Below are 20,022 nucleotides of genomic sequence, written 5' to 3' on the forward strand. Positions count from 1 at the left end.
CTAAAGTTATCGCTTAATCTTTGGCTTACATAAATAAAGCAAAGCCCCTATAATAGGGGCTTTCTTATGCAGGGGCGTAGTTCGAATTGGTAGAACAGCGGTCTCCAAAACCGATGGTTGCGGGTTCGAGTCCTGCCGCCCCTGCCATATACCTCGTCTCGTACGGGGCTTTTGTGTCTTTGGTTACGTCAGATACAGGTGGGTTGTATGAGTGTTAGTTCTGAGAGCCAGGGCGGAAGCAAGGATACCCTGCTTTGGGGCCTGGTTTTCATTATCCTGGCGGCTGCTGTAGTGGGTAATTACCTGCTCAACGATGTTGTCGCTGCCGTCCGCGCCCTGGGTGTGGTCGTTGTCGTCGCTGCTGCTGGTGCAGTAGCCCTGCAAACCACCAAGGGAAAGGCTACGCTGGCATTCGCCCGTGAGTCTCGCCTGGAAGTCCGCAAGGTCGTATGGCCAACCCGTCAGGAAGCCATTCAGACAACCCTGATTGTGCTGGCGGTGACCGCCGTGATGGGGCTGCTGCTGTTCGTTCTGGACGGCGCCTTGGTCTGGTTGGTCAACCTGATTACCGGTGTGTAAGGATAAGCCATGACTGAACAACGTGAACAGCGTATGAGATGGTATGTCGTGCAGGCGTTTTCCGGCTACGAAGGCCGTGTTGCCAAATCCCTGCGTGAACATATCAAGATGCATGGCATGGAAGACATGTTCGGTGAAGTACTGGTCCCGACCGAAGAAGTGGTCGAGATGCGTGCAGGCCAGAAGCGCAAGAGTGAGCGCAAGTTTTTCCCGGGTTATGTCCTGGTCCAGATGATCATGGATGAAACAACATGGCACTTGGTACGCAACGTACCGCGTGTAATGGGCTTCATCGGCGGTACCTCCGACCGTCCGGCACCGATCTCCGACAAAGAGGCCGATGCCATCCTGAACCGTCTGCAGGATGCCCACGACAAGCCGCGTCCGAAAACCCTGTTTGAACCGGGTGAAATGGTGCGGGTTGCCGATGGTCCGTTTGCCGACTTCAACGGTACCGTTGAAGAGGTGGATTACGAGAAGAGCCGTGTGAAGGTCTCTGTACTGATCTTCGGTCGTTCTACTCCGGTTGAGTTGGATTTTGGTCAGGTCGAAAAGGGCTGATTGATTTCTGTTCACTCAACAGTTGTCAGGGGCAGCGAATATCTCTATAATTCGCTGCCCCTTTATTAGTTGGGGAGCCGTTTGCAGGAGCATGTCTCCGAGGCGCTAGAACCCATTTTTGAGGTAATTTCCTAATGGCTAAGAAAGTCACAGCTTATATCAAGCTGCAGGTTGCTGCTGGTGCAGCCAACCCGTCTCCTCCCGTTGGTCCTGCACTGGGTCAACACGGTGTGAACATCATGGAATTCTGTAAGGCGTTCAACGCTCGTACAGAGAAGCTGGAAAAAGGTTCACCGACTCCGGTCGTGATCACCGTTTACAGCGACCGTTCCTTCACCTTCGAAACCAAGACTCCGCCTGCTTCCTTCCTGCTGAAGAAAGCTGCTGGCATCAAGTCTGGTTCTTCCAAGCCGAACAAAGACAAGGTTGGTAAGGTGACCGTTGCCCAGCTGCAAGAAATCGCCAAGACCAAAGAGCCGGATATGACCGGTGCCGATCTGGATGCAAAAGTACGTTGCATCGCCGGCTCCGCTCGTTCCATGGGTCTGGTAGTGGAGGAGTAAGACAATGGCTAAACTGTCCAAGCGTATGCGCGTTATTCGCGAAAAAGTTGACGGTACCAAAGAGTACTCCATCAACGAAGCCATTGCCCTGCTGAAAGAACTGGCTACCGCCAAGTTCGTTGAAAGCGTTGACGTTGCTGTCAACCTGGGTATCGACGCTCGTAAATCTGACCAGAACGTACGTGGTGCAACTGTACTGCCGCACGGTACCGGTCGTGACGTTCGCGTTGCCGTATTTACCCAAGGTGCCAACGCCGAAGCTGCTAAAGCTGCCGGTGCTGACCTGGTAGGTATGGATGACCTGGCCGATCTGGTTAAGAAAGGCGAGATGAACTTCGACGTAGTTATCGCATCCCCGGATGCCATGCGCGTTGTTGGTCAACTGGGTCAAATCCTGGGCCCGCGTGGCCTGATGCCGAACCCGAAAGTTGGTACTGTAACTCCTAACGTTGCTGAAGCCGTCAAGAACGCCAAGGCTGGTCAGGTTCGTTACCGTAACGACAAGAATGGTATCATCCATACCACTCTGGGTAAGGTTTCTTTCAACGAAGTTCAGCTGAAAGAAAACTTGGAAGCTCTGCTGGTTGCCCTGAAAAAAGGCAAGCCCTCTTCCGCCAAAGGTCAATTCATCAAGAAAGTCAGCATCTCCACCACCATGGGTGCCGGTGTTGCCGTAGACCAAGCTTCTCTGGAAGCTCAGGCCTAATTGATGGGTTTTACAAGGCGCAAAATTTAATCTATAATTTTGCGCCTTGATTGGTTGGGGGTTTCGACCTCCGTCCAAGACCGCAGGAGGCTGCAAAGCCTTAATATTTCCTGCGTAGACGGTGCCGGAAACCCAGCGAGAAAGATTCTTTCTCTTCTGGAATCCTGCTACCGCATCGTTCCCCTCTGTTGTAAAGGTAGGGGGGATGTGTCAGTACTGGGTCATTTGACCCGGATTCAATCCAGGAGTTAAGCCAATGGCATTGGGACTCGAAGACAAAAAGGCAATTGTTGCTGAAGTCAACGAAGCTGCCAAAGGCGCTCTTTCTGCAGTTGTTGCCGATTCTCGCGGTGTAACTGTAGACAAGATGACCGTCCTGCGTAAAACCGCTCGTGAAGCCGGTGTGTACATGCGCGTTGTGCGTAACACCCTGCTGCGTCGCGCGGTAGAAGGTACCGAATACGAGTGCCTGAACGACGCATTTACCGGTCCTACCTTGATTGCTTTCTCTAACGAACACCCGGGCGCTGCTGCTCGTCTGTTCAAAGAGTTTGCCAAAGCGAACCAAAAGTTCGAAATCAAGGCTGGCGCTTTTAACGGTGAGTTTATCGCCGCAGCACAAATTGATCGTCTGGCCACGCTGCCGACTTACGAAGAAGCAATTGCGAAGTTGATGGCTACCATGAAGGAAGCCTCTGCTGGCAAGCTGGTTCGTACTATCGCTGCTGTTCGCGACCAGAAACAAGCTGCTGCTTGATTCTCGCCTATCTAGGCTGTTTGAGTTTATTCAACATCAGGAATTTTTGTCATGTCTATCACTAAAGACCAAATCATCGAAGCCGTTGCTTCCATGTCCGTAATGGAAGTTGTTGAGCTGATCGAAGCTATGGAAGAGAAGTTCGGTGTTTCTGCCGCTGCTGCCGTAATGGCTGGCCCGGCTGCTGCTGAAGCAGTAGAAGAGAAGACCGAGTTCGACGTAGTTCTGACTGCTGCCGGTGCTAACAAAGTTGCCGTTATCAAAGCCGTTCGTGGCGCTACCGGTCTGGGCCTGAAAGAAGCCAAAGATCTGGTAGAAGCTGCTCCGGCTAACCTGAAAGAAGCCGTCTCCAAAGACGAAGCTGAAGCTCTGAAGAAAGAGCTGGAAGCTGCCGGTGCTTCTGTTGAGATCAAATAATCTGCATTTATGTAGATTAGCCTGATAAAACAGGCTAGGGCTGGTGAATTTTTGTTCACCAGCCTTTTTGCGCTGTAGACTGAGAGCATTTCACACCGTTTACGACTCTCGGTGCACCAGCAATCCGGACTGTCTTCTTTCGTCCGGGCCAACACAAAACGGTGTTGAGACAGAGCTGTCCCGCGGGACAGAGTGGGTCACTTATCAGCGAGCTGAGGAACCCTATGGTTTACTCTTATACCGAAAAAAAACGCATTCGTAAGGACTTCGGTAAGCGAGACCAGGTACTGGACACGCCTTATCTGTTGTCCATTCAGCTGGACTCCTTCAAGCAGTTCATCGAGGCTGACCCGGAAGGTGAATATGGCCTAGAGGCCGCTTTCCGTAGCGTTTTCCCGATCACCAGTTACTCCGGTAGTGCTGAGCTTCAGTATGTCAGCTATCGCCTGGGTGAGCCGGTATTTGACGTAAAAGAATGCCAGATCCGTGGAGTGACCTACTCCGCGCCGCTGCGTGTCAAGCTTCGTATGGTTCTGTACGACCGTGAAGCAGCTGCCGGCACCGTCAAAGACATCAAGGAACAAGAAGTATACATGGGCGAAATTCCGCTCATGACCGAGAACGGCACCTTTGTTATCAATGGTACCGAGCGGGTTATCGTTTCCCAGCTGCACCGCAGCCCGGGCGTCTTCTTCGACCACGATAAAGGCAAAACACATTCATCCGGTAAGGTGCTGTATAACGCTCGAGTTATCCCCTACCGTGGCTCCTGGCTGGACTTCGAGTTCGATGCGAAAGACAACCTGTTTGTCCGTATCGACCGTCGTCGCAAACTGCCGGCATCCATCATTCTGCGCGCCCTGGACTTCACTTCCGAAGAGATCTTGGCCACCTTCTTCGAAACCATCGGTTTCGAGGTCAAAGATGGCAAGTTGATGATGGATCTGGTGCCGGAGCGCCTGCGTGGCGAAACTGCGACCTTCGACATCGTGGCCAATGGTGCCGTGGTTGTTGAAACCGGTCGTCGTGTGACTGCCCGTCACATCCGTCAGCTGGAAAAAGATGCCGTTACCCAGATTGAGGTACCGGTTGAGTACGTTGTTGGCAAAGTTGCTGCCAAGGACTACGCACATCCGCAAACTGGCGAACTGGTAGTGGCAGCCAACCAGGCTCTGAGTCTGGAAGCGATTGCCAACCTGTCCCAGGCCGGCTTCAAGCATTTCGAGGTTCTGTTCACCAACGAACTGGATCACGGTGCCTACATGTCCGAGACCCTGCGCGTCGATTCCAGCACCAACCGTCTGGAAGCGCTGGTAGAAATCTACCGCATGATGCGTCCGGGCGAGCCGCCGACACGTGAAGCAGCAGAGCAGCTGTTCGAAAACCTGTTCTTCTCTGCCGAACGTTACGACCTGTCTACCGTAGGTCGGATGAAGTTCAACCGCCGTCTGGGTCGTGAAGACGAGACTGGTGCTGGCGTACTGACCAAAGACGACATCGTCGATGTGATGAAGCGCCTGATCGACATCCGTAACGGTAACGACGAAGTGGACGATATCGACCACCTGGGTAACCGTCGTATCCGTTCTGTCGGTGAAATGGCTGAAAACCAGTTCCGCGTCGGTCTGGTGCGTGTCGAGCGTGCGGTCAAGGAGCGTCTCTCCCTGGGCGACCTGGACACCCTGATGCCGCAGGATCTGATCAACGCCAAGCCGATCTCCGCCGCAGTCAAAGAGTTCTTTGGTTCCAGCCAGCTGTCCCAGTTTATGGACCAGAACAACCCGCTGTCCGAAGTAACCCACAAGCGCCGTATCTCTGCGCTGGGCCCGGGCGGTTTGACTCGTGAGCGTGCCGGCTTTGAAGTCCGAGACGTACACCCGACCCACTACGGTCGTCTGTGTCCGATCGAGACTCCTGAAGGTCCGAACATCGGTCTGATCAACTCCCTGTCCGTGTACTCTCGTACCAACGAGTACGGTTTCCTCGAGACTCCGTACCGCAAGGTCATTGACGGTGTGATCACCGACGAAGTGGACTATCTGTCTGCTATTGAAGAAGGCAAGTACGTGATCGCACAGGCTAACGCCGCGACCACCGAAGATGGCCGTCTGAAAGATGAATTGATCCCGTGCCGTCACAAAGGTGAATCCACCTTTATGAATGCCGACCAGATCCAGTATATGGACGTGAGCCCGCAGCAGATCGTATCTGTGGCAGCGGCCCTGATCCCGTTCCTGGAACACGATGACGCGAACCGCGCATTGATGGGTTCAAACATGCAACGTCAGGCTGTACCGACCCTGCGCGCTGACAAGCCGCTGGTAGGTACCGGTATGGAACGCGCTGTGGCCGTTGACTCCGGTGTAACCGTAGTTGCCAAGCGTGGCGGCATGATCGACTACGTCGATGCCTCCCGTATCGTTATCAAGGTAAATGAAGATGAGCTGATGCCAGGCGAAGCCGGTATCGACATCTACAACCTGACCAAATACACCCGTTCCAATCAGAACACCTGTATCAACCAGCGTCCTTGCGTGATGTTGGGTGAGCCGGTCATGGCTGGCGACGTACTGGCTGACGGCCCGTCCACCGATCTGGGTGAACTGGCTCTGGGTCAGAACATGCGCGTCGCGTTCATGCCGTGGAACGGTTACAACTTCGAAGACTCGATCTTGGTGAACGAGCGTGTTGTTCAGGAAGATCGCCTGACCACCATCCATATCCAGGAACTGGCCTGTATCTCCCGTGACACCAAGCTGGGTCCGGAAGAGATCACTGCTGACATCCCGAACGTGGGTGAAGCCGCTCTGTCCAAGCTGGACGAGTCCGGTATCGTCTACGTGGGTGCCGAAGTGAAGGGCGGCGACATTCTGGTTGGTAAGGTAACGCCGAAAGGTGAAACCCAGCTGACGCCGGAAGAGAAGCTGCTGCGCGCCATCTTCGGTGAGAAGGCATCCGACGTGAAGGACTCTTCCCTGCGTGTACCGAACGGTGTGTACGGTACCGTAGTTGACGTGCAAGTCTTTACCCGCGATGGCGTGGAAAAAGACAAGCGCGCCAAAGAAATCGAAGAGATGCAGCTGAAGGAAGCGAAGAAGGACTTGACCGAAGAGTTCAAGATCCTGGAAGACGGCATTTTCGGCCGCTCCCGCAACCTGCTGCTGGCTGCCGGTTACAGCGAAGATCGTCTGAACAAGCTGGAGCGTTCCAAGTGGTTTGAACTGGCCATCGAAGATGAAGCCAAGCAGACCGAACTGGAGCAGATCGCTGAACAGCACGTTGAGCTGAAAGCCGAGTTCGACAAGAAGTTCGAGAACAAGCGTCGCAAGATTATCCAGGGTGATGATCTGGCGCCGGGCGTACTGAAAATCGTCAAGGTTTATCTGGCAGTCAAGCGTCGCATCCAGCCGGGTGACAAGATGGCGGGCCGTCACGGTAACAAGGGTGTTATCTCCAAGATCTGCCCGGTCGAGGATATGCCTCATGACGAGTTCGGCCGTCCGGTCGACATCGTACTGAACCCGTTGGGCGTACCGTCTCGTATGAACATCGGTCAGATCCTCGAAGTGCACCTAGGCCTTGCGGCCAAGGGTATCGGCGAGAAGATCGATCGGATGGTCAAAGAGCAGCGCGAGCTGCACGAGATGCGCAACTTCCTGCAACAGGTCTATGACCTGGGCGAGAAGGACACCCAGCAAGTGAACATCGCCGAACTGTCTGACGACGACGTACGTACCCTGGTGGGTAACCTGCGTAAGGGTCTGCCAGTTGCTACACCGGTCTTTGATGGTGCCAAAGAGCGCGAAATCAAAGCCCTGCTGAAGCTGGCCGATCTGCCGGAATCCGGTCAGATTGATCTGTTCGATGGCCGTACCGGTAACCGCTTCGAGCGTAAAGTAACCGTTGGTTACATGTACATGCTCAAGCTGAACCACTTGGTCGACGACAAGATGCACGCGCGTTCTACCGGTTCTTACAGCCTGGTTACCCAGCAGCCGCTGGGTGGTAAGGCTCAGTTCGGTGGTCAGCGTTTCGGTGAGATGGAAGTGTGGGCCCTGGAGGCTTACGGTGCGGCATATACCTTGCAGGAGATGCTGACCGTCAAGTCTGACGATGTGAATGGCCGTACCAAGATGTACAAGAACATCGTGGATGGCGACCACCGTATGGAGCCGGGCATGCCCGAATCCTTCAACGTATTGCTGAAGGAAATCCGCTCTCTGGGTATCAACATCGAGCTGGACGAAGAGTAAGAGCTCGCTCTTATTGTTCGAGAATTGACGTGGGCGCCCCGCTGTTTTGGCAGCCGGGGCGCCGAGGTTAGACTCCTGACAGGGGAAACACGTGAAAGACTTACTCAAGTTTTTGAAGGCTCAGACCAAGACCGAAGAGTTTGACAGTATCAAGATCGGTCTGGCCTCTCCTGACATGATCCGCTCCTGGTCATTCGGTGAGGTCAAAAAGCCTGAGACCATCAACTACCGGACTTTCAAGCCGGAGCGTGATGGTCTGTTCTGCGCCCGTATCTTCGGACCGGTGAAGGACTACGAGTGTCTGTGCGGCAAGTACAAGCGCCTGAAACACCGTGGTGTGATCTGTGAGAAGTGCGGCGTTGAAGTGACCCAGACCAAGGTCCGTCGTGAGCGTATGGGCCACATCGAGCTGGCCAGCCCGACTGCCCACATCTGGTTCCTGAAGTCCCTGCCGTCCCGTATCGGTCTGCTGCTGGACATGACCCTGCGCGACATCGAGCGCGTGCTCTACTTCGAATCTTTCGTAGTTATCGAGCCGGGCATGACCAACCTCGAACGCAGCCAGATGCTCTCTGAAGAGCAGTACCTGGATGCGCTGGAAGAGTGGGGCGACGAATTTGACGCCAAGATGGGTGCCGAAGCAATCCTGGCATTGCTGCGCGCCATCGATCTGGAAGGTGAAGTCAAAGCGATGCGTGAGGAGCTGGATCAGACCAACTCCGAGACCAAGCGCAAGAAGACCACCAAGCGTCTGAAGCTGATGGAAGCTTTCCTGCAGTCCGGCAACAAGCCGGAGTGGATGATCATGACAGTGCTGCCTGTGCTGCCGCCGGACCTGCGTCCGCTGGTACCGCTGGACGGCGGTCGTTTCGCGACTTCCGATCTGAACGATCTGTACCGTCGCGTGATCAACCGTAACAACCGCTTGAAGCGTCTGCTGGATCTGGCTGCTCCGGACATCATCGTGCGCAACGAAAAGCGCATGCTGCAAGAGTCCGTCGATGCGCTGCTGGATAACGGCCGTCGCGGTCGTGCCATCACCGGTTCCAACAAGCGCCCGCTGAAATCCCTGGCCGACATGATCAAGGGTAAGCAGGGTCGTTTCCGTCAGAACCTGCTCGGTAAGCGTGTCGACTACTCCGGTCGTTCCGTTATCACCGTAGGCCCGACTCTGCGTCTGCATCAGTGCGGTCTGCCGAAGAAGATGGCTCTGGAACTGTTCAAGCCGTTCATCTATGGCAAGCTGGAAACCCGCGGTCTGGCGACCACTATCAAGGCCGCCAAGAAGATGGTGGAGCGCGAAGAAGCTGTCGTTTGGGATATCCTGGACGAAGTTATCCGCGAACACCCGGTTCTGCTGAACCGTGCACCGACTCTGCACCGTCTGGGTATCCAGGCATTCGAACCGACTCTGGTCGAAGGCAAGGCAATCCAGCTGCACCCGCTCGTTTGTGCTGCGTATAACGCGGACTTCGACGGTGACCAGATGGCTGTTCACGTACCGCTGACCCTGGAAGCCCAGCTGGAAGCGCGTGCGCTGATGATGTCTACCAACAACATCCTGTCGCCTGCATCCGGTGAGCCGATCATCGTTCCTTCTCAGGACGTGGTCTTGGGTCTGTACTACATGACCCGTGCCCGCATCAATGCGAAGGGTGAAGGTATGGTGCTGTCCGGCCCGAAAGAGGCCGAGAAAGTGTACCGTGCCGGTCTGGCCGACCTGCATGCTCGCGTCAAGTGCCGCATCACCGAGTACGTGAAGAACGAAGCCGGTGAACTGGTTGCCAAGACCGAGATGAAGAACACCACCGTTGGTCGTGCGATCCTGAGCCTGATCCTGCCGAAAGGCATGGAATACGCCCTGATCGACGAGCCGAAGGTGCTGACTGCTGCCGAGCAGGCCGATCTGGACGCCAATCCGCAGAACTGGATCAAGTCCGTATCCAACAAGGCGCTGGGCAAAAAGCTCATCTCCCGTCTGCTGAACACCTGCTATCGCAAGCAGGGGCTGAAGGACACCGTTATCTTTGCTGACCAGCTGATGTATACCGGTTTCCACTACGCGGCGCTGTCCGGTGCTTCCGTTGGTATCGATGACATGGTCATCCCGGATGCCAAGAAAGAGATCATTGCTTCTGCCGAAGCCGAAGTTGCCGAGATCCAGGATCAGTTCCTGTCCGGTCTGGTAACCGCGGGCGAACGTTACAACAAGGTTATCGATATCTGGGCCAGCGCCAACGAGCGCGTCTCCAAGGCCATGATGGAGAACTTGTCCAAAGAGCGTAACGTCAACTCGCTGGGTGATGAAGAAGAGCAGGCCTCGTTCAACAGCATCTTTATGATGGCCGACTCTGGTGCGCGGGGTTCCGCAGCCCAGATCCGTCAGCTGGCCGGTATGCGTGGCCTGATGGCCAAGCCGGATGGCTCCATCATCGAGACCCCGATCATCGCGAACTTCCGCGAAGGTCTGAACGTACTGCAGTACTTTATCTCTACCCACGGTGCTCGTAAGGGTCTGGCGGATACTGCACTGAAGACTGCGAACTCCGGTTACCTGACTCGTCGTCTGGTAGACGTGGCGCAGGACATGGTGATCACCGAGGACGATTGCGGCACTACCGAAGGTCTGTGGATGACTCCGCTGATCGAGGGTGGCGACGTGGTCGAGCCGCTGCGTGAGCGCGTGCTGGGTCGTGTGGTGGCAGAAGATGTCATCAAGCCGGGTACCGAGGACGAGATCCTGGTTGCTCGCAACACCCTACTCGACGAGCAGCTGTGTGACCTGCTGGAACGCAACTCCGTTGACCGTGTGAAGGTACGTTCTGCCATCACCTGTGAAACTGACTTCGGTAACTGTGCTCACTGCTACGGCCGTGATCTGGCCCGTGGTCACCTGGTTAACAAGGGTGAGGCTGTCGGTGTTATCGCCGCCCAGTCCATCGGTGAACCGGGTACCCAGCTGACAATGCGTACGTTCCACATCGGTGGTGCCGCATCTCGTGCCGCAGCAGAGAGCAGCATCCAGGTGAAGAACACCGGTAGCATCAAGCTGCAGAACGCCAAGTTCGTTCATAACAGCGATGACAAACTGGTTATCACCTCCCGTTCTACCGAACTGACCATCATGGACGACATGGGCCGTACCAAGGAAAGCCACAAGCTGCCTTACGGTTCCGTGCTGGAAGTGAAGGACGGCCAGGCAGTGAATGCTGGCGAAACCGTTGCTAACTGGGATCCGCACACTCACCCGATCATCACCGAAGTGGCAGGTCGTCTGCACTTCGAACACATGATCGATGGCGTGACCATCACTCGTCAGACCGACGAGCTGACCGGTCTCTCCTCTATCGTCGTGCTGGACGTCAACGAGCGTCCGAGCGCCGGTAAAGAGATGCGTCCGACCGTTAAACTGGTCGACCTGAACGGCAACGACGTGATGATCCCGGGTACCGATGTAGCCGCCCAGTACTTCCTGCCGGGCAAGGCGATCGTGAACTTGGAAGATGGTGCCAACGTGGGCGTGGGTGACGCGGTTGCGCGTATCCCGCAAGAGTCCGGCGGTACCAAGGACATCACCGGTGGTCTGCCGCGCGTTGCGGATCTGTTCGAAGCACGTCAACCGAAAGAACCGGCTATTCTGGCCGAGATCTCCGGTACCATCTCCTTCGGGAAAGAGACCAAAGGCAAGCGCCGTCTGGTCATCACCCCGACCGATGGTGGCAACGTCTACGAGGAGATGATTCCGAAGTGGCGTAACCTGAACGTGTTCGAAGGTGAAAAAGTTGAGAAGGGTGAAGTGCTGGCGGACGGTCCTGAGTCTGCTCACGACATCCTGCGTCTGCGCGGTATCAGCCCGGTCGCCAACTACATCGCCAACGAAGTGCAGGACGTTTACCGCCTGCAAGGCGTTAAGATCAACGACAAGCACATCGAAGTCATCGTTCGTCAGATGCTGCGCAAGTGCGAGATCCTGACTGCTGGCGACACCGATCTGATCGAAGGCGAACAGGTTGAAGTGGCTCGCGTGAAGATTGCCAACCGTAAGCTGGTTGCCGAGGGCAAGACCCCTGCGACCTACCGTCATGTTCTGATGGGTATTACCAAGGCATCTCTGAGCACCGAGTCCTTCATCTCCGCGGCTTCCTTCCAGGAAACCACTCGCGTTCTGACCGAAGCCGCCGTTGGTGGCAAGCGTGACGAACTGCGTGGCCTGAAAGAGAACGTCATCGTGGGTCGTCTGATCCCGGCTGGTACCGGCTTTGCCTACCACCACAGCCGGATCAACCAGCGCGCTGCTGCAGCTCGTGCTGTTGGCACCCCGCAGGTGACCGCAGATGAAGCTGAGCAGAACCTGGCGGATCTGCTGAACGCTGCCGGTAGCTTCGACGAAGAGTAACTCGTCAACCGTGATTAAAAAGGGCTCCTTCAGGGAGCCCTTTTTGTTGGCCATTTGATCGGCAAAGGCTGACGCCACGCGGGTTTCAGGATGATCCAGAGCAAAGTTGTAGAGTAAAAAATCAAAAAAAGTTGACTTTGCTCTCCTGCGATTTGACACTCGGCAAAGTTGAATGGTTATTACAGGGGTAGAACATGACTGTCGGTATCGAGGAAGCCATGCTTCCCGAAGAACAGCTGATCAGCCGCACTTTTACAGATGAAGACAGGGAATTGTTGCGCTCATACGATGGGCTCATCGACGGCTTGGCCGAGCTGTTCGGCAAGCATTGTGAAGTGGTGCTCCACTCCCTGGAAAATCTGCATGAGTCGGTGATCAAGATCGCCAACGGCTTTAACACCGGACGCACCCTCGGGGCGCCCATCACCGATCTGGCACTGCGGATGCTCAAGGATATCGAGAGCACCGGCCAGGATTATACCCAGAGCTATTTTGCTCGCAGCCGCACCGGCGCCCTGATGAAGTCGAGCACCATCGCCATCAGGAACAGTGAACGCCAGGTGATCGGTCTTATCTGCATCAACCTGCATATCAATGCACCTTTCCACGAATTCGTGGCCGAATTTTTCCCGACGCCCCAGCAGGCGGCGCGCCAGTCACCAGAGACCTTTGCCAACAGTGTCGAAGAGCTTGTTGCCCAGACCGTGGACAATACCATCGACGAGATCAACCGCGATCCCACTGTGGCCAACAATGCCAAAAACCGCTTCATCGTTACTCAATTGTTTGAGAAGGGCATTTTTGACATCAAGGACTCCATCAACATGGTGGCGGACAAACTCAATATTTCGAAACATACCGTTTATCTCTACATCCGACAGCGCAAGCAGGGTGAAGACGAAAACGAGTAACTCAATTCCATAAGGGGATAGATGAATGGCTAAAGAAGTGATTGCAACCGACAAGGCGCCTGCCGCCATTGGTCCTTATGTTCAGGCGACCAAGGTAGGCGAGATGATCTTCACCTCCGGGCAGATCCCGCTTGATCCTGCCACCATGGAGATCGTTGCCGGTGGCATCGAAGCTCAGGCCGAGCAGGTAATGAAGAACCTGATCGCCGTATTGCAGGCTGCCGGTGCCGATGCTGGCAAGGTAGTGAAAACCACCTGCTTCCTGAGCGACATGAACGACTTCGTAGCCTTCAATCAGGTCTATGCCCGTTACTTTGGTGATGCCGCACCGGCCCGCTCCTGCGTGGAAGTGGCCCGTCTGCCGAAAGATGTGCTGGTCGAGGTTGAGGCCATCGCCCACCTCTGATCGCCAACTGCAAAAAAGCCCCTCATGGCAGGGGCTTTTTTGTTTTTGGCGTAAAATGGACAGGCATCAGCACAGGAGCCTTGTTATGAGTCTGAGTTTTGCCCTGCTGGTGACCGGGCCTGCCTATGGCACCCAGTCCGCCAGCACCGCCTACCGCTTTGCCCGTAGCCTGTTGGCTCAGGGTCATAGCCTCTCTCATCTCTTTTTCTATCAGGAGGGGGTCTGCAACGCCAACGGTCTGCATCTTCCCGCTTCCGATGAGACCGACCTGGTGCGCCTGTGGCGAGAGCTGGCAGAGGAGCAGGGGATCCGTATCGATGTCTGCGTCGCCGCCGCCATGCGGCGCGGGGTGGTCGATGAACAGGAGGCCAAGGGAGCAGGGCAGGCATACTTCAATCTGCAAGCGCCATTTTGCCTGAGCGGGCTTGGCCAGCTGGCGGAAGCAGCCCTGACCGCCGATCGGCTGGTTCAGTTCTAGGGAGTGACCATGAGCAAGAAAATCGCATTTATCTGCAGTCGTGGCCCCCATGGCCACGCTGCCGGTCGGGAGGGGCTGGATGCCCTGCTGGCTACCTCGGCCATGACCGATGAAGTGGCACTCTTCCTGATTGGTGACGGCGTGCTGCAACTGCTCAAGGAGCAGCATCCGCAGACCATCTTGCAGCGCCACTATGCGCCAACCTTCAAGATGCTCGAACTCTATGACATCGAGGAGGTTTACGTCTGCGCCGACTCGCTGGCCGAGCGCGGCGTGACGGTCGAGGATCTGCTGATCCCCGTCGAAAGCCTGCCGCGGGCAGAGATGGCCAACCAGTGGTCACAATGCGCGACGCACATCAGCTTCTGAGGTCCCTATGTTGCATCTGATCTTGAATTCCCCTTTCCAGAGCCAGGCGCTGGCTCAGGCACTGTCATACCTGCAATCTGGCGATGAACTGGTGCTGATGCAGGATGCCGTCATTGCGGCCTGTGCGCCGCAGTGGTGCGAACAACTGACAGGGATCCCGCTACACGTCATGACAGAGGATCTGCAGGCGCGTGGTTTGCGTCATCAAGTGGGAGATTTGCTGGATATGGCCGGTCTAGTCGAGCTGATTGCACAAAAAGGCTCCCCCAGAACTTGGGCTGGATGATTTCCATATTTTCACGTTAATTCAACGAATTATGGAAAATTCATGCGGATCCGATTTGCCCTTCCATGCCACAAACTGTATAAATCTTGACTCCCCAGACAACAGGGCATAAAATTTCGCGTCCCCGTATATGCGGGGAGGATTTTCCACACGTTTATGAAGTCATTATCAGGAGCCTTTTGATGGCAACTATTAACCAGTTGGTTCGCAAGCCACGCATCAAGCTCGTTGTGAAAAGCAACGTGCCGGCGCTGGAAGCGTGCCCTCAGAAGCGTGGCGTATGCACTCGTGTATATACCACCACCCCGAAGAAGCCTAACTCTGCACTGCGTAAAGTGTGCCGTGTACGTCTGACCAACGGCTTCGAAGTCACCTCCTACATCGGTGGTGAAGGTCACAACCTGCAAGAGCACTCTGTTGTTCTGATCCGTGGCGGTCGTGTAAAAGACTTGCCAGGTGTTCGTTATCACACCGTTCGTGGTGCGTTGGACTGTGCCGGTGTTAAAGACCGTAAGCAGGCTCGCTCCAAGTATGGCGTGAAGCGTCCTAAAGCTTAATGGTTCTCCGTTAAGTAAGGCCAAACGTTAATTCGTTTCTAGTTAGATAGCTTTCTAGTTTTGGGTAATCCCTGAAGTTACGGAGAATTTGAAATGCCAAGACGTCGTGTTGTTGGTCAGCGTAAAATCCTGCCAGATCCCAAGTTCGGATCAGAGCTGCTGGCTAAATTTGTCAACGTAGTAATGGTTGACGGTAAGAAATCTGTTGCAGAAGCCATTGTTTATGGCGCCCTGGACATCATTGCCACCAAATCTGGCAAAGAGCACCTGGCCGTATTCGAAGAAGCTCTGGATAACATTCGTCCGGCGGTCGAGGTTAAATCTCGTCGCGTCGGTGGTGCAACCTATCAGGTGCCGGTAGAAGTTCGTCCGGTACGTCGCAATGCTCTGGCAATGCGCTGGTTGGTTGATGCCGCTCGTAAACGTGGTGAAAAATCAATGGCTCAGCGTCTGGCTGGCGAGCTGCTGGATGCCGCTGACAATAAGGGTTCGTCTGTCAAGAAACGTGAAGACGTTCACCGTATGGCTGAAGCGAACAAAGCCTTCGCTCACTTCCGCTGGTAATCCGCTTGCGCAGGGTCTTTTGGCTCTGCGCACCTTTAATTATCTAGGGACAAGCGCCTTAGTAAGAGGATGACAATGGCTCGTACAACCCCCATTGAGCGTTATCGTAACATCGGTATCTCCGCTCACATTGACGCCGGTAAGACTACTACTACCGAGCGTGTACTGTTTTACACCGGTGTAAGTCACAAGATCGGTGAAGTTCACGATGGCGCTGCCACCATGGACTGGATGGAACAGGAACAAGAGCGTGGTATCACCATCACCTCCGCCGCGACCACTGCTTTCTGGTCCGGTATGGGTAAACAGTTCCAACCGCACCGTATCAACATCATCGATACCCCCGGCCACGTTGACTTTACTATCGAAGTAGAGCGTTCAATGCGTGTTCTGGACGGTGCCGTGATGGTGTACTGTGCCGTAGGTGGCGTACAGCCACAGTCTGAAACCGTATGGCGTCAGGCTAACAAGTACAAGGTTCCCCGTATCGCGTTCGTCAACAAGATGGACCGTACCGGTGCCAACTTCCTGCGCTGCGTTGAGCACATCAAGACCCGTCTGAAAGGCGTTCCGGTTCCCCTTCAGCTGAACATCGGCTCTGAAGAGAACTTCAAGGGCGTTGTTGACTTGGTCAAGATGAAGGCCATCAACTGGAATGAAGCTGATCAGGGCGTATCCTTCGATTACGAAGACGTCCCGGCCGAGCTGCTGGAACAGGCGCAAGAAATGCGCATGAATCTGGTTGAAGCCGCTGCTGAAGCGTCTGAAGACCTGATGGAAAAATACCTGGGCGGCGAAGAGCTGACCGAGGAAGAGATCAAAGGTGCTCTGCGTCAGCGCGTGCTGAACAACGAGATCATCCTGGTAACCTGTGGCTCCGCATTCAAGAACAAGGGCGTACAGGCAATGCTGGATGCCGTGATCGAGTATCTGCCGGCTCCGACTGACGTTGCTGCTATCGACGGCCTGAAAATGGACGGCGAGACCAAAGACGAGCGTCACGCTTCCGATGACGAGCCGTTCTCTGCTCTGGCGTTCAAGATCGCTACCGACCCGTTCGTTGGTAACCTGACCTTCTTCCGTGTCTACTCTGGCGTAATCAACTCCGGTGACACCGTGCTGAACTCCGTCAAGGACAAGCGCGAGCGTTTTGGTCGTATCGTTCAGATGCATGCCAACAAGCGTGAAGAGATCAAAGAAGTACGCGCTGGTGACATCGCTGCTGCTATCGGTCTGAAAGACGTGACCACTGGTGACACCCTGTGTGACCCGAACGCACCGATCATCCTCGAGCGTATGGAATTCCCGGAGCCGGTAATTTCTATCGCGGTTGAGCCGAAAACCAAGGCTGACCAAGAGAAGATGGGTCTGGCTCTGGGCCGTCTGGCTCAGGAAGATCCGTCCTTCCGCGTATGGACTGACGAAGAGTCAGGTCAAACCATCATCGCCGGTATGGGTGAGCTGCACCTGGACATCATCGTTGACCGTATGCGTCGCGAGTTCAAGGTAGAAGCGAACGTAGGTAAGCCGCAGGTTGCCTACCGTGAAACCATTCGTAACACCGTCAAGGATATCGAAGGTAAGCACGCCAAGCAGTCCGGTGGTCGTGGTCAGTACGGTCACGTTGTGATCGACATGTACCCGCTGGAAGAAGGCAAAGCCTACGAATTCGTCAACGACATCAAAGGCGGTGTCATTCCTGGTGAATTCATCCCGGGTGTTGATAAAGGTATCCGCGAGCAGCTCAAATCTGGTCCGCTGGCTGGTTACCCGGTTATGGATCTGGGTGTGCGTCTGCACTTCGGTTCTTACCACGATGTCGACTCTTCCGAACTGGCGTTCAAAATCGCTGCTTCCATGGCCTTTAAGGCTGGCTTCATGAAAGCCAACCCGGTTCTGCTCGAACCGATCATGAAAGTAGAAGTTGAAACTCCGGAAGATTACATGGGCGACGTTATCGGTGACCTGAACCGTCGTCGTGGCCTGATCGAAGGTATGGAAGATGGCCCGTCCGGCAAGATCGTACGTGCTCTGGTGCCGCTGGCCGAAATGTTCGGTTATGCAACTGCACTGCGTTCCGCTACCCAAGGTCGTGCTTCCTACGCCATGGAATTCGCCAAGTATCACGATGCACCGACCAACGTTGCACAAGCCGTGATCGAAGAGCGCAAATCCAAGTAATTTAAGATTCCCCGCCTACGACGGTAGGCGGGTTTAACCTAGAAGGACTACGTCGTGTCTAAAGAAAAATTTGAGCGTAATAAACCGCACGTTAACGTGGGTACCATCGGCCACGTTGACCACGGTAAAACCACCCTGACTGCAGCTATCACCAACGTGCTGGCCAAGCACTTCGGTGGTAAAGCTTTCGCCTTCGACCAGATCGACAAGGCACCGGAAGAGCGTGAGCGTGGTATCACCATCAACACCTCCCACGTAGAATACGACACCGCTACCCGTCACTACGCCCACGTAGACTGCCCGGGTCACGCCGACTACGTTAAAAACATGATCACCGGTGCTGCCCAGATGGACGGCGCGATCCTGGTAGTAGCAGCGACTGACGGCCCGATGCCGCAGACTCGTGAGCACATCCTGCTGGGTCGTCAGGTAGGCGTTCCGTACATCATCGTGTTCATGAACAAGTGCGACATGGTAGATGACGAAGAGCTGCTGGAACTGGTCGAGATGGAAGTTCGCGAACTGCTGTCCGAGTATGACTTCCCGGGTGATGACCTGCCGGTAGTCCGTGGTTCCGCACTGAAAGCGCTGGAAGGCGAAGCTCAGTGGGAAGAGAAGATCCTGGAACTGGCTGGCCACCTGGACACCTACATTCCGGAGCCGGAGCGTGCCATCGACCTGCCGTTCCTGATGCCTATCGAAGACGTATTCTCTATCGCTGGCCGTGGTACCGTAGTAACCGGTCGTGTAGAGCGCGGTATCGTTAAAGTTGGTGAAGAAGTGGAAATCGTAGGTATCAAAGATACCACCAAGACCACCTGTACCGGCGTTGAAATGTTCCGCAAACTGCTGGACGAAGGTCGTGCAGGCGAGAACATCGGTGCACTGCTGCGTGGCGTGAAGCGTGAAGACGTAGAGCGTGGTCAGGTACTGGCCAAGCCGGGCACCATCAAGCCGCACACCAAGTTTGAATCTGAAGTGTACGTACTGTCCAAAGAAGAAGGTGGTCGTCATACCCCGTTCTTCAAAGGCTACCGTCCGCAGTTCTACTTCCGTACTACCGACGTGACCGGTACCATCGAACTGCCGGAAGGCGTAGAGATGGTAATGCCGGGCGACAACATCAAGATGGTTGTTACCCTGATTGCGCCGATCGCGATGGACGACGGCCTGCGTTTCGCTATCCGTGAAGGTGGCCGTACCGTAGGTGCTGGTGTTGTAGCTAAAGTTATCGCTTAATCGATACTTTAAATGCACACATGAAAGGGGTGGCTTCGGCCACCCCTTTTGTTTTTGGGCTTTATCTGCCCTGTGAGATACTGGGCAAAACCATTGATAGAGGTAGTTTCCGTGAGCAAACCCGCCATTTTTCTGGATCGTGACGGTGTCATCAATGAAGACACTGGCTATGTCAGCCAGGTCGATGACTTCCATTTTCTGCCCGGAGTCATAGACGCCCTGCAGCTCCTCAAAAAGAAGGGCTATCTGCTGGTCGTTGTCACAAACCAGTCAGGGATTGCCCGCGGTTATTTCACCGAAGATGATTTCATGAACCTGACCGAGTGGATGGATTGGTCGCTGGCTGATCGGGATGTGGATCTCGATGGCATCTACTTCTGTCCCCATCATCCGGATCACGGTGCCTCCTGTGACTGCCGCAAGCCGGAACCGGGAATGTTGCTGCTTGCCAAGCAGGAACTGAACATCGACATGAGCCGTTCCTATATGGTGGGTGACAAGCCTTCCGATCTGAAAGCAGCCATCAATGCCGGGGTTGGTCACAAGATCATGGTCAGAACCGGTAAGCCGGTCACCGAAGCGGGTAACGCACTGGCCGATGCTATCTATGACAATCTGCATGATTTTGCTATCGCGGTGCCTGCAGTGAGCTGATTTCGCCGGTTTAACATGCTGATTGGTGGCTTTGTGAGCGAACGAACAGCGAAAGCCATCTTTTTGCAATTATCCCCTTGCCAGAACGAATTCACTCCCTATAATGCGCCTCCATCGACACGGCAAGCGGCAACGCAAACAACCT

The 20,022-nt window shown here is 55.0% G+C and carries 18 protein-coding genes and 1 tRNA gene; all 19 read left to right on the plus strand.

Annotated elements, in window-relative coordinates:
* The first annotated feature begins 70 nt into the window (after positions 1–70).
* The 19 genes from LG31_RS0113365 to gmhB all read left to right on the plus strand — a co-directional run bounded on the left by LG31_RS0113365 (position 71) and on the right by gmhB (position 19,877).
* Positions 71–147 (plus strand) — tRNA-Trp (locus LG31_RS0113365).
* Between the two features lie 60 nt (positions 148–207).
* Complete coding sequence (secE, locus tag LG31_RS0113370; protein WP_033114962.1) at positions 208–579, plus strand: preprotein translocase subunit SecE; 372 nt, start codon at positions 208–210, stop codon at positions 577–579.
* Between the two features lie 9 nt (positions 580–588).
* Positions 589–1,140: a transcription termination/antitermination protein NusG gene (nusG, locus tag LG31_RS0113375; RefSeq protein ID WP_005306318.1), complete on the plus strand. Its 552-nt coding sequence runs from the start codon at positions 589–591 to the stop codon at positions 1,138–1,140.
* 134 nt (positions 1,141–1,274) lie between these two features.
* The gene (rplK, locus tag LG31_RS0113380; protein ID WP_033114963.1) at positions 1,275–1,703 is read left to right on the plus strand and encodes a 50S ribosomal protein L11; all 429 of its coding nucleotides are present in this window, start codon (positions 1,275–1,277) and stop codon (positions 1,701–1,703) included.
* A 4-nt stretch (positions 1,704–1,707) separates the two neighbouring features.
* Entirely contained in the window at positions 1,708–2,409 is a 702-nt protein-coding gene (gene rplA / locus LG31_RS0113385) for a 50S ribosomal protein L1 (RefSeq protein WP_005339888.1), read from the plus strand.
* A gap of 256 nt (positions 2,410–2,665) precedes the next feature.
* A complete protein-coding gene (rplJ, locus tag LG31_RS0113390) occupies positions 2,666–3,166 on the plus strand; it encodes a 50S ribosomal protein L10 (protein WP_005339895.1) in 501 nt (166 codons plus the stop codon).
* Positions 3,167–3,217: 51 nt separating this feature from the next.
* A complete protein-coding gene (gene rplL, locus LG31_RS0113395) occupies positions 3,218–3,583 on the plus strand; it encodes a 50S ribosomal protein L7/L12 (protein WP_011707702.1) in 366 nt (121 codons plus the stop codon).
* A gap of 224 nt (positions 3,584–3,807) precedes the next feature.
* Entirely contained in the window at positions 3,808–7,836 is a 4,029-nt protein-coding gene (gene rpoB, locus LG31_RS0113400) for a DNA-directed RNA polymerase subunit beta (protein ID WP_005341838.1), read from the plus strand.
* A gap of 91 nt (positions 7,837–7,927) precedes the next feature.
* Entirely contained in the window at positions 7,928–12,232 is a 4,305-nt protein-coding gene (gene rpoC, locus LG31_RS0113405; RefSeq protein ID WP_033114964.1) for a DNA-directed RNA polymerase subunit beta', read from the plus strand.
* A gap of 194 nt (positions 12,233–12,426) precedes the next feature.
* Complete coding sequence (locus LG31_RS0113410) at positions 12,427–13,143, plus strand: helix-turn-helix transcriptional regulator (protein WP_033114965.1); 717 nt, start codon at positions 12,427–12,429, stop codon at positions 13,141–13,143.
* 25 nt (positions 13,144–13,168) lie between these two features.
* The gene (locus LG31_RS0113415) at positions 13,169–13,549 is read left to right on the plus strand and encodes a RidA family protein (RefSeq protein ID WP_033114966.1); all 381 of its coding nucleotides are present in this window, start codon (positions 13,169–13,171) and stop codon (positions 13,547–13,549) included.
* An 85-nt stretch (positions 13,550–13,634) separates the two neighbouring features.
* On the plus strand, positions 13,635–14,027 hold the full coding sequence (gene tusD, locus LG31_RS0113420) for a sulfurtransferase complex subunit TusD (protein WP_033114967.1): 393 nt from the start codon (positions 13,635–13,637) through the stop codon (positions 14,025–14,027).
* A gap of 9 nt (positions 14,028–14,036) precedes the next feature.
* The gene (tusC, locus tag LG31_RS0113425) at positions 14,037–14,396 is read left to right on the plus strand and encodes a sulfurtransferase complex subunit TusC (protein ID WP_033114968.1); all 360 of its coding nucleotides are present in this window, start codon (positions 14,037–14,039) and stop codon (positions 14,394–14,396) included.
* Positions 14,397–14,403: 7 nt separating this feature from the next.
* Positions 14,404–14,682 (plus strand): sulfurtransferase complex subunit TusB, encoded by a 279-nt coding sequence (gene tusB, locus LG31_RS0113430; RefSeq protein WP_033114969.1) that lies wholly within the window; start codon positions 14,404–14,406, stop codon positions 14,680–14,682.
* Positions 14,683–14,864: 182 nt separating this feature from the next.
* Positions 14,865–15,239 (plus strand): 30S ribosomal protein S12, encoded by a 375-nt coding sequence (rpsL, locus tag LG31_RS20500; protein ID WP_005306278.1) that lies wholly within the window; start codon positions 14,865–14,867, stop codon positions 15,237–15,239.
* 93 nt (positions 15,240–15,332) lie between these two features.
* Positions 15,333–15,803: a 30S ribosomal protein S7 gene (rpsG, locus tag LG31_RS0113440; protein ID WP_005339911.1), complete on the plus strand. Its 471-nt coding sequence runs from the start codon at positions 15,333–15,335 to the stop codon at positions 15,801–15,803.
* A 75-nt stretch (positions 15,804–15,878) separates the two neighbouring features.
* Positions 15,879–17,984, plus strand: a complete 2,106-nt coding sequence (gene fusA, locus LG31_RS0113445; RefSeq protein WP_033114970.1) for an elongation factor G — start codon at positions 15,879–15,881, stop codon at positions 17,982–17,984.
* Between the two features lie 54 nt (positions 17,985–18,038).
* Positions 18,039–19,223 (plus strand): elongation factor Tu, encoded by a 1,185-nt coding sequence (gene tuf / locus LG31_RS0113450; RefSeq protein WP_011707694.1) that lies wholly within the window; start codon positions 18,039–18,041, stop codon positions 19,221–19,223.
* Positions 19,224–19,334: 111 nt separating this feature from the next.
* Positions 19,335–19,877 carry a D-glycero-beta-D-manno-heptose 1,7-bisphosphate 7-phosphatase gene (gene gmhB / locus LG31_RS0113455; protein ID WP_033114971.1) on the plus strand — a complete coding sequence of 181 codons (543 nt, stop codon included), beginning with the start codon at positions 19,335–19,337 and terminating at the stop codon, positions 19,875–19,877.
* The last annotated feature ends 145 nt before the right edge of the window (positions 19,878–20,022 follow it).

This window comes from Aeromonas lacus, assembly GCF_000764665.1.
Lineage (GTDB): Bacteria > Pseudomonadota > Gammaproteobacteria > Enterobacterales > Aeromonadaceae > Aeromonas > Aeromonas lacus.